This is a genomic window from Pseudomonas palleroniana, from assembly GCF_003031675.1.
In the GTDB taxonomy this organism is placed as follows: Bacteria; Pseudomonadota; Gammaproteobacteria; order Pseudomonadales; family Pseudomonadaceae; genus Aquipseudomonas; species Aquipseudomonas palleroniana.
The window spans coordinates 16,256-33,039 of record NZ_PYWX01000007.1 but is presented as its reverse complement, the minus strand read 5'-3'; the positions used below and the strand labels follow the sequence as shown (position 1 = coordinate 33,039).

Annotated in this window: 15 protein-coding genes; all 15 read right to left on the bottom strand. The window is 54.1% G+C overall.

The annotated features are described in order from the left end of the window. Nucleotides 1-1,011 (bottom strand): polysaccharide biosynthesis protein, encoded by a 1,011-nt coding sequence (locus tag C9383_RS02005; RefSeq protein ID WP_090366083.1) that lies wholly within the window; start codon nt 1,009-1,011, stop codon nt 1-3. Nucleotides 1,012-1,026: 15 nt separating this feature from the next. Then, a complete protein-coding gene (locus C9383_RS02000; RefSeq protein ID WP_107338847.1) occupies nt 1,027-2,388 on the bottom strand; it encodes a lipopolysaccharide biosynthesis protein in 1,362 nt (453 codons plus the stop codon). Next, on the bottom strand, nt 2,385-3,536 hold the full coding sequence (locus tag C9383_RS01995; protein ID WP_143038180.1) for a DegT/DnrJ/EryC1/StrS family aminotransferase: 1,152 nt from the start codon (nt 3,534-3,536) through the stop codon (nt 2,385-2,387). Before C9383_RS01995 ends, C9383_RS02000 begins: the two co-directional genes overlap by 4 nt. 15 nt (nt 3,537-3,551) lie before the next feature. After that, nucleotides 3,552-4,655 (bottom strand): DegT/DnrJ/EryC1/StrS family aminotransferase, encoded by a 1,104-nt coding sequence (locus C9383_RS01990; protein ID WP_090366088.1) that lies wholly within the window; start codon nt 4,653-4,655, stop codon nt 3,552-3,554. A 3-nt stretch (nt 4,656-4,658) separates the two neighbouring features. After that, complete coding sequence (locus tag C9383_RS01985) at nt 4,659-5,477, bottom strand: GNAT family N-acetyltransferase (RefSeq protein ID WP_090366089.1); 819 nt, start codon at nt 5,475-5,477, stop codon at nt 4,659-4,661. Between the two features lie 308 nt (nt 5,478-5,785). Further along, nucleotides 5,786-7,105 (bottom strand): Wzz/FepE/Etk N-terminal domain-containing protein, encoded by a 1,320-nt coding sequence (locus C9383_RS01980; RefSeq protein ID WP_090366091.1) that lies wholly within the window; start codon nt 7,103-7,105, stop codon nt 5,786-5,788. A gap of 427 nt (nt 7,106-7,532) precedes the next feature. Continuing rightward, nucleotides 7,533-7,775 carry a lipopolysaccharide assembly protein LapA domain-containing protein gene (locus C9383_RS01975; protein WP_090366092.1) on the bottom strand — a complete coding sequence of 81 codons (243 nt, stop codon included), beginning with the start codon at nt 7,773-7,775 and terminating at the stop codon, nt 7,533-7,535. Between the two features lie 25 nt (nt 7,776-7,800). Then, nucleotides 7,801-8,097 (bottom strand): integration host factor subunit beta, encoded by a 297-nt coding sequence (ihfB, locus tag C9383_RS01970; protein WP_003189779.1) that lies wholly within the window; start codon nt 8,095-8,097, stop codon nt 7,801-7,803. A 131-nt stretch (nt 8,098-8,228) separates the two neighbouring features. Further along, the gene (locus C9383_RS01965) at nt 8,229-8,513 is read right to left on the bottom strand and encodes a hypothetical protein (protein WP_060753211.1); all 285 of its coding nucleotides are present in this window, start codon (nt 8,511-8,513) and stop codon (nt 8,229-8,231) included. Between the two features lie 161 nt (nt 8,514-8,674). Next, complete coding sequence (rpsA, locus tag C9383_RS01960; RefSeq protein ID WP_090366094.1) at nt 8,675-10,360, bottom strand: 30S ribosomal protein S1; 1,686 nt, start codon at nt 10,358-10,360, stop codon at nt 8,675-8,677. 119 nt (nt 10,361-10,479) lie between these two features. Further along, nucleotides 10,480-11,169, bottom strand: a complete 690-nt coding sequence (cmk, locus tag C9383_RS01955) for a (d)CMP kinase (RefSeq protein ID WP_003172653.1) — start codon at nt 11,167-11,169, stop codon at nt 10,480-10,482. Then, entirely contained in the window at nt 11,166-13,376 is a 2,211-nt protein-coding gene (locus C9383_RS01950) for a bifunctional prephenate dehydrogenase/3-phosphoshikimate 1-carboxyvinyltransferase (protein WP_090372227.1), read from the bottom strand. The genes cmk and C9383_RS01950 overlap by 4 nt, the downstream gene beginning before the upstream one ends. Before the next feature lie 28 nt (nt 13,377-13,404). Then, a complete protein-coding gene (hisC, locus tag C9383_RS01945; protein ID WP_090366095.1) occupies nt 13,405-14,517 on the bottom strand; it encodes a histidinol-phosphate transaminase in 1,113 nt (370 codons plus the stop codon). 9 nt (nt 14,518-14,526) lie between these two features. Beyond that, entirely contained in the window at nt 14,527-15,621 is a 1,095-nt protein-coding gene (gene pheA / locus C9383_RS01940) for a prephenate dehydratase (RefSeq protein ID WP_003218812.1), read from the bottom strand. Then, nucleotides 15,621-16,706 (bottom strand): 3-phosphoserine/phosphohydroxythreonine transaminase, encoded by a 1,086-nt coding sequence (gene serC, locus C9383_RS01935; RefSeq protein WP_060753208.1) that lies wholly within the window; start codon nt 16,704-16,706, stop codon nt 15,621-15,623. The genes pheA and serC overlap by 1 nt, the downstream gene beginning before the upstream one ends. Nucleotides 16,707-16,784: the final 78 nt, after the last annotated feature.

Below are 16,784 nucleotides of genomic sequence, written 5' to 3'. Positions count from 1 at the left end.
TTACGAACCAATACTATGCTTGATATATGCTAATGTCAGAAGCAATTCCTTGATCCCTTCTATATTGAGCAACTCAGTATTATGGGATGTGTAATCATCGATAGAGTTAGCTTCCGGATGCCCCTCGATAATAAACTTATCGTAGTTTAAGTCGCGGTTATCCGCAGGAATACGATAATACCGCCCCATATCCTTGGCCTTGGCCATTTCCTCACGAGAAACGAGTGATTCATACAACTTCTCGCCATGACGTGTACCAATGATGTTTACCGGCACATCACTCTGGAACAATTCTTTCAGCGCAACCGTCAAATCGCCAATCGTACTGGCAGGCGCCTTCTGGACGAAAATATCGCCTTGCTCGCCGTGCTCAAAGGCATGAAGAACCAAATCAACAGAGTCCTCAAGGCTCATCAGGAAGCGAGTCATGTTTGGGTCGGTGACGGTAAGCGGTACGCCCGCTTTGATTTTATCCACAAAGAGTGGAATTACCGAGCCACGCGACGCCATTACATTTCCGTAACGAGTCGCACAAAGTACTGGCCCTCCCTCACGTACCATGCGCGATTTGGCGATCAGAATTTTTTCGCCCATTGCTTTAGAAATGCCCATCGCATTGATAGGGTAAACCGCCTTGTCGGTGCTCAACAGAACCACACGCTTCACGTTATTATCAATAGCCGCGTTCAGGACATTTTCTGTCCCGGTGATATTGGTCAGTACTGCTTCCATCGGGTAAAACTCACACGACGGTACCTGTTTCAACGCCGCAGCGTGAAAAACATAGTCTACACCGGCCATGGCGCGACTAATGCTTTCATAGTTCCTTACATCACCAATATGAAATTTAACCTTGGAATTATTCAAGGCAATACGCATATCTTCCTGCTTCTTTTCATCTCGACTGAATACGATAATCTCTTTGACATCCGTATTCAAAAACCGCTTCAAAACAGTATTACCAAAAGAGCCTGTACCGCCCGTAATCATTAAAACTTTATTATCAAACATATTACCATCCACCGATCAAATAATAATGTATAACGCGAAACCGAACACCGAGACGGATGCAAACACCAAGATCGACACTACCAGTGCTGCTTTCCTTGCATAAACTCCAACATCTGGCAGCCTTGAGGCCCTCAACCAGGAAATCACGGTTGACGCAGTATGATATGCAGAATAAATATAGCAAACCGCCTCAATATTTTTTTCAATTGCTGCGAATGTAGCTAACCCTAGTGTAACTGCAGTCAGGCATGCGGACATCACAGCCTGAAAGCGATAATCTTTGGCAAAAACCAGCAAACTGTAGGGTATGAAACCGAATGCACCGAGGGCCAAACCAGGAAGCAAGATTGCCACGTAGGTTGAGATCAAACCATTATTCTCGCTCGTGCCAACCCAAAGGTCGATGATTGGCGCGCGAAACCACCACAATATAAAGGTAGGTAAGGCTGTCACAAAAAATACGGAAAGCGCAAACCTGACGATGGTGCTTTTCGCCCTGGCTTGACTGCCCTCTACTGCCTCACGCAGAAAAATCGGCTGAAAGTATTGACTGACCGGTCCAGCAAGAATGGAAATCGGCGTCATACACAACAGACTGGCCAGGTAGTAAGGTGCAACGCTGCTGGCTGAAGCGAACATCGATATTATAGGCTTATCCAGCTGCGTTACCGCAGCTCCGGCTGCAGAAAATAAGACTAGAGCTCCGCCCATTTTCGTCAAGACTATTGCGTCAGAGATGGTCGGTTTCCTTGCCTGCGATAAGCCATCAGTGCTACCGGCAAGAGCCGAAATCACCAATTGACGGGTTACCCCCCAGTGTAGAGCCGTCAGGATCAATTGAGCGATAATGAACACTTCCAAAGTTGCAGATACGTAGTTCAACGCAGCGGCAGTAATAAAGGCCCGAACTACGACCCCTACGATCTGCACACCACTACCCAACGTATAATTTCTCCGAGCTATTAGGCTGCAATAGTAAAGGTTTTGCATAACCAACAACCAAAAGAGCACTACCGAACCGACCACGACTAGCCATGATATCGAACTAGCAAAGTAAAAAAGCTTCAACGCAACAGCGATAAACAGCAATAATCCATAAAACCCCGAGAGACTTAACTCGGCCGTTCTAAGCAGAGTCAGCAATGAATTATCCGTGCCATTAGATACAGATATCTCTCTACCCGTCAGGGTGGACATCCCTAGGTCCATCATGACCAACAGTGCTTGAAGGGACAGAATGACAGCAACCACACCAAACTGCGAGCTGCCCAACAAATGGCTATATAAAGGTAAAAACAAGAAGGCCACCAGCAAGCTGGAAGACCTTCCTGCATACAACATTAGCATTCTTCCTATAACAGGAGTTCGCCAATTCATGACTGGCTATCGACTGCATAGGCGGCCTGCAATGCCACCGCTTCCTTCAAAGCGTCGGCGATAAATACCATGTCAACCTCTGTCAACCACCAGCCACAGGGCACACCTATGATGCTACTCTGGAGAACATCAGTGTTCGGTAGGTACTTTGCCCCCCCCTCAAACCCACTATAAACATCATTGCGCTGGTGCACACTCGAAGCCATAACCCCCCTCTTCTTCAACTCACTCAATACACGCGCTTGATCTTCAACAAGAATCAAAAAAACCCAATATACGGGCTGATCTGACTCACGCACCGGAACGGGTGTCAAACCCTGAACGCCCGAGATAAGCGAGGATAGCGCCTGAGCATTTCTAATGGTTGCATCTCGCCTGGTATTCAGCGATTCAAATTGTGCATAACCCAGTCCTGAACACAGATTGTTCATAGTCACTCCCCAGCCAATCTCGGGAATGTCGGAAAGAGGATTTATCTCACCGGTCTCGGCTCTGAAGGTCCCAAAGTCGATACCAAAACGCCTTAAGCGACGCGCCTTAGCTGCCATAGCTTCGTTGCGACAAGCTAATGCGCCACCCTCGGTGGCGTTAATTTGTCGATTTGGGTAAAAAGAATAGATAGCGAAGTCGGCGTACGATCCCACGGTTACGCCGTTTTGTGCAGCCAACAAAGCGTTATCACAATCTTCTATCAAAACCAGATTGTATTTTTTGCACAGTTCACTAATTTCTCTCGCAGGGCCCGGATAGCCAGCAACGTGATACAAGATTACAGCCTTCGTCTTTTCACTAATCTTCGACTCGAGGTCTGCAACACTCATCGATACGTTGCCCGGACTCACATCAACCCAAACAGGTATCGCCTTAGAATGAGCAATCGCCGAGTTTGTCGAGAGGCAAGCGAATGCTGTCGTCAACACCTCATCACCTGGCTGAACATCCGCAAGGTGCAGAGCAAGAAATAGCGCGCTAGTCATATCAACTGTCGATACTACGTGAGGCAAGCCAATAACGCCTTTCAGGGCATCCTCAAATTTCGCGACCCATTCTCCGCTGGCGATTCTGCCAGAGCGCAATATATCTAGCGCCACCACGTCCATCTCTGGGGTATGAACAACACCATAAAGCGGAAAAATTTTAGATATCACGTAACTTTTCTCTCTTCAACCACGCTTCAGTATGTCGACGATACGCTCGCGATCATCTTCGGATACCCACCAGCCACATGGAATGTGGATTAAGCGCTTGTAAAACTCTTCAAGCCCTGGCATTTCACCCGCGAATGGCTTAAAGACGGAGTGCAGGTGATTCGGGCGATGAAGTTTTGACGCCATTATACCGTTGGCTGCCAGTACCTTTTCAATTTCGTCCGAGTCATCGGCTAGAAGCGTATACAGCCAATACGCAGGCATTACGCCTGGCTCTACGGGAGCAGGCGCCAAACCCGCCACCCCTTGTAACGCGCTATCAAAATAGCGTCCATTATCGTAATGTCTTTTCAACAATGGCGAAATAACTTCCAATTGTTTTAGACCAATAACCGCAGCAACATTATGCATATTATATTTGTAGCCGACCTTGGTGATATCGACCTCGGTACGTGGAACACCTTTTGCCAAACCAAACCAGCGCAACTTACGCGCGTCCCCCATCTGACTAGGGTTTTTCATCGTCAGCAGACCACCATCTACCGTCGTCATATGTTTGATTGCTTGGAAAGAGTAAATGGCGTAGTCACCAACTGTGCCAACAGGCTGGCCATTATATTCCGCCCCCAACGCATGCGCACAGTCTTCAATCAATGAGAGCCCATGGCGATCGGCAATTTCTCTTAACTCTTTCAAGCGCGCTGGATACCCAGCGTAATGCACAACACAAATAGCTTTTGTTTTTTCTGTAATAGCTGCAGCTACTGCATCTGGACACAAATTCCCCGTACAACGCTCTACATCAGCAAAGACTGGTATTGCACCTACCTGCAGAATAGTCGTATTGGTGGGTTCTGCAGTCATTGACGTAGTGATTACTTCATCACCTATTCCAACACCGGCTAATAGGAGAGCCAAATGAAGAGCTGCTGTACCGCTACTGGTAGCCAAAACATTTTTCAGTCTAAATTGTTCAGCAAAGGCATCTTCAAAGCGGTAAACATGCTCCCCCTCAGAAATCATCCCACTGTAAAGAACTGACTCCAACGCCGGTAGTAAAATATCACGCGGAGGCATCGCGACTTTAACCAGCGGAATAGGTGAGGCTACATTTGACATTTTTCAGATCCGATCGAGAAATTTAATTGTTGGCAATTTAACAGGAACACCGTCACCTAGATGCTTAACCATTCTTACCGCAGATGGTCGCAAATCAAGCCCAAGGCCTCTTTCCTCCAGTTCAGATATTAAAGAGTCACCTTCAGCTAAGTTGAGAGAATAACGGCCCGGCAAGGACGCCATCATAAGATCGACGATGTCTTTCTTTTCTCCAGCCCACTCCGCTACACTCCACCCCTCCTTTACAGAGAAGACAACAATACTGGCTCTGTCACTTGAAATAACCTGCCCTCTGGAAGCAAAAGGAGGGATCCCACGTTTAGTTTCGCCCACGTCCGAGCCAGGCCAATCATGCGTAGCGTACACCATCTTGATACGCTGCTCTGGCGCTGACTCCACATAGCCAAACCTATCCTGCTGATCTATAACGAATCCTTGGCCTGCATAGACTTCTGGCTTTTGTGTCCAGAGTATCAACGCAGTCATATTCCGGCTCACGCCAAGCTCTATAGCGCTACTCATCAAACCCGACGCAAGGCCCTTGCCACGCCAGGCTTCATCTACACAGACCAACCCGATTAGACCTGCGCATGCATCTAGACCGACACGCAGCTCCCTGACCACTAGCGCCGCAAGCGCCTCACCAGTGCCGGACGGGTTTCTGATTTCCACGCAGAAAATATTCTGGGTACACGATATCCAGGGGAAATGGGCATTCAGATCAATTCCCCGACCTCTGGAAGCAAAGAAAACCTCCCAAAACAGCCGACGCGCAGACTCCGGCACCCCCGGGGAAATAATTGGCTTAAACGTCTGACCCATCCGATGCAGCTCCATAATTTGACGCGTTACGGCACAAGGTGAAAGAGTTGAGACTCTACCGCCTTTATCATGGCTTCGCATCAAAAGCCCCTACCTACTGAAAAAAACAACACCACTGCACCAGATCAGGCGCTCCTGATGAACCAAGCATTTACCTTTTGAACTTTTAACGCGCTGCGCGTCCTCTCAGACGACCACCGGCACTCCGTAGTTCCGCATGAGCCGACGAATGCTCACCCGGGGCAAAGGGCTATAAAAACCAGGAGAAGCAACAAGCTCAATCAGAACCCTATCAGCCGCACGTATTCTCACTTGCTCTGAATACCTTTCGGGACTGCTACCTTATGGTAATCCACCGATACTGCGGAACGGCTCCCCACCCAACTGCGCCCTAGGACGATGGCGCTTCCGAGGATCACGCCTGCGATGAGCCCTAGCAAAATAATCAGGATTTTCTTCGGCTTCATTGGCCGCAACGGCTCGAGAGCCTGCTGATCAACCACAACTAGCTTAAGACTGTCCAGGTTGATATTAAGATTTTTCAGACGCGCAATTTCTGCACGCAAAGGTTCTACACCTGCAAGAAATACATCCTCGTTTTTACGCTGATTAAGCACTTCAACTTGCCGGTTTAATTTGAGCAACTCCAACTCTTTAGCTATCTGGGAAACTCGCCCCTCGGTAAAGTCATCTGACTTACGCGCCATCAGGGCTGCACGCTCAGCCTGTAGAGCATCCACCCCCATAAAGTAAAGTGGAATTTGTTGATTGTTGATTTCAGTCCGCATGACACTGCCACCTTGCCGCCCTAGATCCCCTAGCGATGTCGGTGTCGTTGGCTTTTCAATACCCAACGAACGTGCGATAACAATAGCTTCGTTCAATTGAGCCACTCGGTCATTGCGCTGGGTTTTCAACTGCTCGCGAAGAGCTTTCAATTCGTCAGTCAGTTGAGCACGCCGAAGATTGTCTACCTCCTGCAAAGAGGCGATTTTGATCTGCTTATCATTGAGGTAACTAGAACGCGCAGCTTCGAGCTTGCCAGATAGCTCATTCAGGCGGTTTTTTACAATGACATTCATATCCGCCGCAATTTGCTTACGCTCATTGGTAATAGCGTACGTCACGAAATCATTAAGAATCGAGACACCATCAACGCCTTTGGGATAACTCATGTCCAGCTTAATAAACGCGCCCATAGCGCCAGCTTTTATTGCATCAGGCAAAGTAAGCGTAATGGAGTCTCGATTAAACTCTTCGAAACTCTGCTCCAGAGTCCGACCCGGGCGTACAAACGCTTGGAATAAATTCTGATTCTCACGGAAAAAGCCCAACCGTGTCTCATAAGATTCCAAAGATGCCCCCACTCGCAAAAGTGCAGCACTTGGAGGAAGCGAATAAACCTCTGATCTGTTCAGGGCATCTAATTCATTTATGGCTGCAGGGCGCAAAACGCTGCTGACCTGATATACCGGAGTAACAGTGAATGCATAAGCTGCAGCCACTAAAGCCCCACCAGCAGCAAACAAAATAATGAGTATTTTCTGACGCCACATAGTACGAAACAAAGCGACGACATCAATTTCGTCGGAAGAGGAAACCGGGGGAGCGCGGAAGCTACTACTCACAACTAAAACCTGCCTTCAAAGAGAAACTGCGGGCTCGTTATGCAGACAATTTTATGTATTTATTGTTTTAGTTATATGACCGTCAAAATCCGGCGTCTCTGCCAAATCATGAACGCACAAAATGCCCGTTATCGAGAACAGATTCCATTCTGCCATCTCCCTGACATATTACAAGTCTTGACAGGGCTGTAGGATGATTCATGCATGAAGAGAGATACAGCTCACAAGCTTGTAGGAAGAGTATACTGAGAGCGAAAGAAAGGCATCCAAGCGAAGATACAAGCACGCAATATCACGGTCTGACAAGCAACCTGCCAGCCCCGCTGGCATCACGAGACCTCGGGGCGATGAAGATACATGAAGGAGACTTTCTGACAGACGGCTCTACGACCGACATGCCGAACGCAGCGAAGCATAAGAATCAACCCTACCCACGCTCCGCAGACACCGTTTTACGTCGACGACCACCAACCACAACACCCAATAGCGGCCCTATCAGCATCCCAGCAATCAATGCCAACACGACAAATACCGCTACCGGCATCTGCACAGTTGCCCAGCCTAGGAATGAGAGAGAAACGCCCTGCTGGTTTTCCAGCACAAAACCCAAGACAGCCAGGACTGCAACCAGTACAACCAATAGCAGCACAACGCGCTTAAACCCACGCATAACCTTCTCCTAACCCCAAAAAGACTCAGACGCCTTCTTCCTCTTCTTCGTTCACCCGATCGCGCAATTCCTTGCCCGGTTTGAAATGGGGAACAAACTTACCGTCGAGACTGACGGACTGACCGGTCTTTGGGTTACGGCCAACACGCGGCGCACGGTAGTGCAGTGAGAAACTGCCAAAGCCTCGGATCTCGATACGATCTCCGGTAGCCAGGCACTGGGACATTTGCTCAAGCATGGTCTTGATGGCCAACTCCACATCCTTGGATGAGAGCAGCCCTTGATGGGTGACAATACGTTCGATCAACTCCGACTTCGTCATATTTTTCCCTTCTTTTTCAAGCAGCTAGGAAAAGCGCTCCGAAGGTTTTAGCATGACTTGATGAATTTGAACAGCCCATACGGTGACTTATCTCCAGGTACGACGGACACCTGCAAAAACACCTTACAACCTCAGTTGCAGATGACCAGCATGGTACGCGTTACCGCGCCGGCAGGGTTCCACCCAAACAGGTAGTCGCCCTCTTCGTCCTTGGCATCGCTGGACCGAGTGACAACCTTGTAACCTTGCGCCTTACACTCGCGCGCAGCGCGCTTTTCGCACTTGTCCCAGCCAGAACCAAGCCCTGAGCAGTCGATCTCTATGCCGCTCACCCCGCGCTTGGCGTGGGTCTTGGCACTGGTGGCAGAACACCCCACGAGCATCGCTACCGCCAATACTACGATCAGCCTCTTCATTTAATTCCTTATTGAAAAAACAACAGAACAGTCACACTCCTGAAAACTATAGCCAGTTCCCATCCTGAGCTGTAGACCTCAACTTCCTGTTGTTGATTCAACGAATTTCAGGCACAAAAAAGGGCGACCGAAGCCGCCCTTTTTCTACAGCCTTACAGAACTTAGTTCTGCTTAGCCATTGCCTGGCGCAGCAGTGCCGCCATGGTGGTGTCAGTACTTTCAGCTTCTGGAGCAGCTTTCAAGTTCTGGATCGCTTCCTTCTCTTCAGCATCGTCTTTCGACTTGATGGAGAGCTGGATCACGCGGCTCTTGCGGTCAACGCTGATGATCTTGGCTTCTACTTCCTGGCCTTCTTTCAGAACGTTGCGCGCGTCTTCAACGCGGTCACGGCTGATTTCGGAGGCTTTCAGAGTCGCTTCGATATCGTCGGCCAGAACGATGATGGCGCCTTTGGCATCAACTTCTTTCACAGTGCCTTTAACGATCGCGCCTTTATCGTTGTCCTGAACGTATTCAGAGAACGGGTCGCTTTCCAGTTGCTTGATACCCAGGGAGATGCGCTCGCGCTCTGGGTCAACCGACAGGATAACGGTGTCCAGCTCGTCGCCCTTCTTGAAACGACGAACAGCTTCTTCGCCCACTTCGTTCCAGGAGATGTCGGACAGGTGAACCAGGCCGTCGATGCCGCCGTCCAGACCAATGAAGATACCGAAATCGGTGATCGACTTGATGGTGCCGGAGATTTTATCGCCCTTGTTGAACTGGCCAGAGAAATCTTCCCATGGGTTAGATTTGCACTGCTTGATGCCCAGGGAGATACGACGACGCTCTTCGTCGATGTCCAGAACCATAACTTCCACTTCGTCGCCGACTTGTACGACTTTCGAAGGGTGGATGTTCTTGTTGGTCCAGTCCATTTCGGAAACGTGTACCAGGCCTTCCACGCCTTCTTCCAGCTCAGCGAAGCAGCCGTAGTCGGTCAGGTTGGTTACACGCGCAGTTACGCGAGTGCTTTCTGGGTAACGAGCTTTGATAGCAACCCATGGATCTTCGCCCAGCTGCTTCAAGCCCAGGGAAACGCGGTTACGCTCACGATCGTATTTCAGAACCTTGACATCGATCTCGTCGCCAACGTTGACGATTTCGGAAGGATGCTTGATACGCTTCCAAGCCATGTCGGTAATGTGCAGCAGGCCATCGACGCCACCCAGATCGACGAATGCGCCGTAATCGGTGAGGTTCTTGACGATACCTTTGACTTGCTGGCCTTCCTGCAGGGATTCCAGCAGAGCTTCACGCTCGGCGGAGTTCTCTGCTTCCAGGACGCTGCGACGGGAAACGACAACGTTGTTGCGCTTCTGGTCGAGTTTGATGACCTTGAATTCGAGTTCTTTACCTTCCAGGTGCGTGGTGTCGCGCACTGGACGAACGTCGACCAAAGAACCTGGCAGGAACGCACGGATGCCGTTAACGTCGACAGTGAAGCCGCCTTTAACCTTACCGTTGATAACGCCCTTGACCACTTCTTCAGCTGCGAAGGCTGCTTCGAGAACAATCCAGCATTCAGCGCGCTTGGCTTTTTCACGGGACAGCTTGGTTTCACCGAAACCGTCTTCAACCGAGTCCAGAGCAACGTGAACTTCGTCACCGACCTTGATAGTCAGGTCACCAGCATCGTTGTAGAACTGTTCCAGCGGGATCAGAGCTTCAGACTTCAGACCAGCGTGAACGGTTACCCAGCGAGCTTGGTAATCGATATCAACGATAACACCGGTGATGATGGAGCCTGCCTGAAGGTTCAGGGTTTTTAGGCTTTCTTCAAAGAGTTCCGCAAAGCTTTCGCTCATTTTAATTCCTGTTGATAAGGGCGAAGAATACGCCCATCTCCACACCCCAGACGGTGTGGGTCAGTTTCAATTAAAAGAAGCACTACAGGACTATGACTGGTCCCCTGCAGCCTTCTTGGTCACCCGGCGATATCGCGAATGGCGATTTCACTCAAGATGCGTTCCAGCACCTGCTCGATGGACAACTCCGTGGAATCCAGCTGTATTGCATCAGCCGCCGGCTTGAGCGGGGCTACTGCTCGCTGGGTATCACGCTCATCGCGCGCACGGATCTCATCTAGCAGACTCGACAGACTAACACCATCGACTTTTCCCTTCAACTGCAAGTAGCGCCGACGAGCCCGCTCCTCGGCGCTGGCAGTCAGGAAAATCTTCAGCGGCGCCTCGGGAAATACTACCGTGCCCATGTCACGGCCGTCGGCCACCAGGCCCGGGGGCTCTTGAAACGCCCGCTGGCGCTGGAGCAATGCATCACGCACTGCCGGCAACGCGGCAACCTGGGAGGCCCAGGAACCTACCTGCTCGTTACGCAGGTCGTCGGTCACATCATCCCCTTCCAGGATGATCCGCTGGGGATGCCCCTCCGTCGCGCCGACGAACTGCACATCAAGGTGCGCCGCCAGCAGCTTCAAGGATTCTTCGTTGGTCAGGTCGACGCCATGGTTGCGTGCAGCAAACGCCAGCAAGCGGTACAGCGCGCCGGAATCCAGCAGGCACCAGCCCAGCCGCTTGGCCAGGATGCCAGCGATCGTGCCTTTGCCCGAGCCACTTGGCCCGTCGATGGTAATCACCGGTGCTTTGATATTCACAATTGAGCCTCTTGGGCAACACGGATGCCGACTTGGGCACACAATGTAAGAAAATTCGGAAAAGATGTAGCAACGTTGGCGCAGTCACGGATACGAATCGGTGCGGCCGCCCGTAAGGAAGCCACACTGAACGCCATTGCAATCCGATGATCGCCCTGGGCATGCACTTCACCACCACCCATCAAACCTGCGTCAATGATAATCCCATCGGGGGTCGGTTCACACTTCACCCCCAGCGCAAGCAGACCGTCGGCCATGACCTGAATGCGATCAGACTCTTTCACGCGCAGCTCCCGCGCACCGCGCAACACGGTTCGCCCTTCGGCGCAGGCCGCCGCGATAAACAGCACCGGAAACTCATCGATAGCCAGCGGCACCAACGCCTCGGGAATCTCGATCCCCTTGAGTGCAGCCGAACGCACACGCAGGTCAGCAACCGGTTCACCACCGACTTCACGCGGATTTTCCAGGGTGATGTCCGCCCCCATCAACCGCAGGATATCGATCACCCCGGTACGCGTCGGATTGACGCCGACATGCTCCAGCAACAACTCGGAACCCTCGGCAATCGAAGCCGCCACCAGGAAAAACGCCGCCGAGGAAATATCCCCCGGCACTTCGATACGGGTTGCAACCAGCGCATGGCCCGACTCTACCGATGCCGTAGCCCCTGCCACTACCACCGGATAGCCAAACCCGCGCAGCATGCGCTCGGTGTGATCACGGGTTGGCGCCGGCTCGGTCACCGAAGTCTGACCCTCGGCATACAGACCTGCCAGCAGCAGGCAGGACTTGACCTGCGCACTGGCCATTGGCATTGAATAGGCCACGCCCTTGAGCACCTGACCACCATGAATGGTCAGCGGCGGACAGCCTTGCGGCCCGGTCTCGATTACCGCGCCCATCTCCCGCAGCGGCGTGGCCACGCGACTCATTGGGCGCTTCGACAGGGAGGCGTCACCCGTCAACACACTGTCGAAGCTTTGCGCCGCCAGCAGCCCGGACAGCAGGCGCATCGACGTCCCCGAATTCCCCAGGTAGATCGGCCCCGGCGCAGGCTTCAGGCCATGCAAGCCGACACCATGAATGGTCACGCGCCCATGGTGCGGCCCTTCAATGACCACGCCCATGTCACGAAAAGCCTGCAAGGTCGCCAGGGCATCTTCGCCCTCAAGAAAACCTTCGACTTCCGTCACGCCTTCAGCCAGTGAACCCAGCATGATCGACCGATGGGAAATCGACTTGTCGCCCGGCACCCGGATACTGCCGCTCAAGCGGCCGCCCGGGTCGGCCCGAAACGTCAGCTCATCAGTGTTCACAGCCGCATCCATGTAAGCCCGGCGAGCCAGGATCTTGCTGAAATGCTCACGCGCCACCCGCGCGCGGGTAAACACGCCCAATAATTGATGACCATCCCCCGCATCAACCGCGTCGCGCAAGGCGTCGAGATCACTGCGGAAAGTGTCCAGGGTGCGCAGCACCGCTTCGCGGTTGGCCAGGAAGATGTCGTGCCACATCACCGGGTCACTGCCGGCAATACGCGTGAAATCACGGAAACCACCCGCGGCGTAACGGAAAATATCGAGGTTCTCGTTACGCTTGGCCAAAGAATCCACCAGGCCAAAAGCCAGCAGATGGGGCAAATGACTGGTTGCCGCCAGCACTTCGTCGTGGCGCTCGACCTGCATATGTTCGACATCCGCACCCAACTCGCGCCAAAGACGATCGACTACAGCCAGGGCTGCCGGATCGGTTTGCTCAAGCGGCGTCAGGATCACCTTGTGCCGGCGGAACAGCTGCGCATTGGACGCCTCTACCCCACTCTGCTCGGAACCGGCAATCGGATGGCCCGGCACAAAGCGCGCCGGCATGCCGCCAAAGGCCAGTTGCGCTGCGCGCACCACATTACCCTTGGCACTGCCGACGTCCGTCAGGATCGCCTGCCCCAAATCCATACCGGCGAGCACCGCCAGCAACTTCTCCATCGCCAGGATCGGCACGGCGAGCTGGATCACATCGGCGTCCTGGCACGCGAGCGCCAGGTCCGCCTCACAGCGATCGACCACCCCCAGCTCAACCGCCAGCTTGCGCGATTGCGGGTCCAGGTCCACACCGACCACTTCGCCGCACAGCCCGCTTTCACGCAGGCCCTTGGCGAAGGAGCCACCGATCAACCCCAGGCCAACCACCACCAGGCGACCGATCATAGGCATAACAGGTTGCAATGCGGTGACATCAACCACGGGCCAGGACCTTGGCCAACGCCTCCAGGAAGCGGCTGTTTTCAGCCGGCAAACCGATGGTGATACGCAAATGGTTCGGCATGCCGTAGTTGGCCACCGGACGCACGATCACGCCTTCGCGCAACAAGCCCTGGAATACCGGGGCGGCCACCTGAGCCAGATCGACGCAAATGAAGTTGCCCTTGGATGGAATCCAGCCCAGGCCCAACTCACGGAAACCTTCCTGCAACTGCAGCATGCCGCTTTCGTTGATGCGACGGCCTTCTTCCAGGTGCTCGACATCCTTTACCGCCGCACAGGCCGCCGCCAGGGCGAGGCTGTTGACGTTGAACGGCTGGCGCACGCGGTTCAGCACATCGGCAACCACCGCCGTGGACAGGCCGTAGCCAACCCGCAGCGAGGCCAGGCCGTAAGCCTTGGAGAACGTGCGCGAAACCAACAGGTTCGGATAGGCTGCCAGGAAATCCAGGCCGTCCGGCAGGTCGCTGCCTTCGGCGTACTCGATATACGCCTCGTCCAGTACCACCAGCACGTGCGCAGGCACATCTTGCAGGAAGTCGTCCAACGCCTGGGCATCGAACCAGGTGCCGGTCGGATTGTTCGGGTTGGCGATAAACACCACACGCGTTTGCGCATCGATCGCCGCCAGCATGGCCGGCAGATCATGCCCCCAGTCCTTGGCTGGAATCACTCTCGCATCAGCGCCCACCGCCTGAGTGACGATCGGATAGACCGCAAACGCATGCTCACTGAACACGGCGTTCAAGCCCGGAGCCAGGTAAGCGCGGCCGACCAGCTCAAGAATATCGTTGGAACCGTTGCCCAGGGTCACCTGGTTCAGTTCGACACCGCACTTTTGCGCCAACAGTGACTTGAGGGCAAAGCCGTTGCCGTCGGGATAACGCGTCAGCTCGGCCAGCTCTTCACGAATCGCCGCCAGCACTTTAGGGCTTGGGCCCAATGGGTTCTCGTTACTCGCCAGCTTGACGATATTGGAGGGGTCCAGATCCAACTCACGCGCCAACTCGTCCACAGGCTTGCCCGGAACGTAAGGCGACAGTTGTTGCACGCCCGGCTGCGCCAGGGCGAGAAAGTTGCCACTCATGTTAAAGCCTCACAAAACCGCTTTCGGGTAAGAGCCCAGCACCTTGAGTGCCACGGCTTCCTGACTGATCTTCTCCAGCACGCCCTTTACCAGCGGGTCGCGGTGATGGCCGACGAAGTCGATAAAGAACACATAGGTCCATTTACCGCTGCGCGAAGGGCGCGTCTCGATGCGCGTCAGGTCAATCCCGTTATCGTGGAACGGCACCAGCAGCTCATGCAGCGCGCCCGGCTTGTTGCTCATGGAGACGATGATCGAGGTCTTGTCGTCGCCGGTCGGCGGCACTTCCTGGCTGCCGATCATCAGGAAGCGCGTGGAGTTGTCCGGGCGGTCCTCGATCTTCTCGGCCAGGCGCGTCAGACCATACAAGCCCGCCGCCATATCACCGGCGATGGCCGCCGAGTTCCACTCACCCTTGACCCGCTTGGCCGCTTCGGCATTGCTGGACACCGCAACACGCTCGACATTCGGGTAATGGGCGTCCAGCCACTTGCGGCACTGGGCCAGGGACTGGGCGTGGGAGTAGATACGGCTGATGCTGTCGGTCTTGGTGTTCTCGCCCACCAGCAGGTGGTGGTGAATACGCAGCTCGACTTCACCGCAGATCACCATGTCGTGCTCAAGGAAGCTGTCCAGCGTGTGGTTGACGGCACCTTCGGTGGAGTTTTCCACCGGCACTACACCAAAATTCACCGCACCGGCCGCCACTTCGCGGAACACTTCGTCGATGGCCGCCATCGGCTTGCTGATCACCGCGTGGCCAAAGTGCTTCATGGCCGCCGCTTGGGTGAAGGTGCCTTCAGGACCCAGGTAAGCCACTTTCAGCGGCTGCTCCAGGGCCAGGCAGGAAGACATGATTTCGCGGAACAATCGCGCCATTTCTTCATTGCCCAGCGGGCCCTTGTTGCGCTCCATCACGCGCTTGAGCACCTGGGCCTCACGCTCGGGACGGTAGAACACCGGCACCTCGCCCTCCGCCAGGGACGCCATCTTCACCCGTGCCACTTCCTGGGCACAGCGCGCACGCTCACTGATCAGTTCCAGGACTTTCTCGTCCAGGCTGTCAATGCGTACGCGCAGGGCCTTGAGCTCTTGTTCAGACATTAGCCGTGTTCCTTTTCGAACTCTGCCATGTAGGCAACCAGTGCGTTGATCGCGTGGATGTCGACAGCGTTGTAGATGGAGGCGCGCATGCCACCCACCGAGCGGTGGCCCTTGAGGTTCAGCAGGCCGCGCTCGTCGGCACCGGCCAGGAACGGCTTGTCCAGACGGTCGTCGGCCAGACGGAACGGCACGTTCATCCACGAGCGGTCAGTCAGGTTGATCGGGTTGCTGTACAGGCCGCTGGCGTCGATGAAGTCGTACAGGACGCGCTTCTTCTCTTCGTTGAGCTTGGCCATGGCCGCCACGCCGCCCTGCTCCTTGAGCCATTCGAACACCAGGCCCGACAGGTACCAGGCGAAGGCCGGCGGGGTGTTGTACATCGAGCCGTTATCCGCCGCGACCTTGTAGTTGAGCATGGTCGGGCACACCGAACGGGCACGACCCAGCAAGTCTTCGCGGACGATGTTGACCAGTATGCCGCTTGGGCCGATGTTCTTCTGCGCGCCGGCGTAGATCATGCCGTACCTGGACACATCGATCGGGCGCGAAAGAATGTCCGAGGACATGTCGCACACCAGCGGTACGTCGCCCACTTCCGGCACCCAGTCGAATTGGAGGCCACCGATGGTTTCGTTCGCGACGTAGTGCACGTAGGCAGCATCCTTCGACAGCTTCCATTCGTTCTGACCCGGAATGGCGAAGTAGTCGTAAGGCTTGGCGGTGCCCGCTACATTGACGTGACCGTAACGGGAGGCCTCTTCAATGGCCTTCTGCCCCCAGATACCGGTGTCGATATAGTCGGCAGTGCCCTCTTCGGGCAGCAGGTTCAGTGGGATCTGGGCGAACTGCTGGCTCGCGCCGCCCTGCAGGAACAGCACTTTGTAGTTGGATGGGATGTCCAGCAAGTCGCGCAGATCCTGCTCGGCCTTGGTGGCGATGGACACGAACTCATCGCTGCGATGGCTCATTTCCATCACGGAGAGGCCTTTTCCATGCCAGTCGAGGAGTTCACCCTGCGCACGCTGCAGGACTGCTTCAGGAAGCGCCGCGGGACCGGCACAGAAGTTATAGGCTCTCTTGCTCACATCCAATCTCACTCTGATCTGGTGGTAGTCACGCAAACATATCAGCCGACACCGGACCCGGTGTGGGAGCGGGCTTGC

Coding starts and splice junctions, on each gene's coding strand:
- pheA (WP_003218812.1), bottom strand. CDS start 15,621: ATGTCTGAACAAGAGCTCAAGGCCCTGCGCGTACGCATTGACAGCCTG.
- C9383_RS01965 (WP_060753211.1), bottom strand. CDS start 8,513: ATGAAGAGGCTGATCGTAGTATTGGCGGTAGCGATGCTCGTGGGGTGT.
- C9383_RS02000 (WP_107338847.1), bottom strand. CDS start 2,388: ATGAATTGGCGAACTCCTGTTATAGGAAGAATGCTAATGTTGTATGCA.
- hisC (WP_090366095.1), bottom strand. CDS start 14,517: ATGAGTGGCAACTTTCTCGCCCTGGCGCAGCCGGGCGTGCAACAACTG.
- C9383_RS02005 (WP_090366083.1), bottom strand. CDS start 1,011: ATGTTTGATAATAAAGTTTTAATGATTACGGGCGGTACAGGCTCTTTT.
- C9383_RS01950 (WP_090372227.1), bottom strand. CDS start 13,376: ATGATCGGTCGCCTGGTGGTGGTTGGCCTGGGGTTGATCGGTGGCTCC.
- C9383_RS01975 (WP_090366092.1), bottom strand. CDS start 7,775: ATGCGTGGGTTTAAGCGCGTTGTGCTGCTATTGGTTGTACTGGTTGCA.
- ihfB (WP_003189779.1), bottom strand. CDS start 8,097: ATGACGAAGTCGGAGTTGATCGAACGTATTGTCACCCATCAAGGGCTG.
- C9383_RS01990 (WP_090366088.1), bottom strand. CDS start 4,655: ATGTCAAATGTAGCCTCACCTATTCCGCTGGTTAAAGTCGCGATGCCT.
- rpsA (WP_090366094.1), bottom strand. CDS start 10,360: ATGAGCGAAAGCTTTGCGGAACTCTTTGAAGAAAGCCTAAAAACCCTG.
- C9383_RS01985 (WP_090366089.1), bottom strand. CDS start 5,477: ATGGGTCAGACGTTTAAGCCAATTATTTCCCCGGGGGTGCCGGAGTCT.